This window comes from Oleiphilus sp. HI0043, assembly GCF_001634935.1.
The window spans coordinates 1-839 of sequence record NZ_LWEY01001164.1 but is presented as its reverse complement, the minus strand read 5'-3'; the positions used below and the strand labels follow the sequence as shown (position 1 = coordinate 839).

Here is an 839-nt window from a genome sequence, read left to right as displayed (position 1 = left end):
GCTATTGTTTAAGTGTCGGTACGCAGAGTGTGAAGACTGATTGCAAACGCTTAGAAGAGCAAGCAACTTTCCTGACGCGAAGCCATCCTTAAGGGTAGACTCAAGTTTACCTTTAAAGATGGGTTCCAGATTGAAGGTAGTAGTAAAGCAAACAGGCTACTAAAACAATCGAGCGGCCATTTATACTAAATCTGGAGATATATTATGAATATGAAAAAGAATCAGCAAGGTTTTACGCTAATTGAATTGATGATCGTTGTTGCGATTATTGGTATTTTGGCAGCGGTTGCCATTCCTGCTTATCAGGATTACACGATTCGAGCGAAAGTAACTGAAGGTATGGTTTCTGCGGCTGCGCTGAAAATTGGAGTAACAGATATGTTCGCTGATAGTGGTGTAGCTGGTATTGATTCGTATGCTGCTGTAGTTGCTGGGGACCAAGCGAACTTGAAGACTGGTTCAATTAAGGCAATCACTATTGATAAGTCTACAGACACAAATCCAGGAACAATCACTATTGATATGACTCTGATTCCTGCGATCTCTGGTGCAGGTAATCTTGCCTTCGTACCTTCGATTGGTACAAATCCTTTAGCGGATGCCAATGCAGCGGGAACAATTGTTTGGGCTTGTGATACTGCAGCAACAACAATTGCTGATAAATTCCTACCAGCGACTTGTAAGTAATCGCTACATAGGAACTAGCTAGCCTTTAAGGCTGCTAACGAGAAACCCCGGCTTAGTCCGGGGTTTTTTGTGTCTGAAAGGTTGATAAAAACATAAAGATTAATGTTTTACTCAAGACTAAGTAAGTGTTCATTCTTGCTTAATGTACTTTT

General features: G+C 41.1%; 1 protein-coding gene. It reads left to right on the top strand.

From position 1 onward, the window contains the following. Positions 1–204: 204 nt before the first annotated feature. Positions 205–687: a pilin gene (locus tag A3729_RS33975; protein ID WP_304438929.1), complete on the top strand. Its 483-nt coding sequence runs from the start codon at positions 205–207 to the stop codon at positions 685–687. Positions 688–839: the final 152 nt, after the last annotated feature.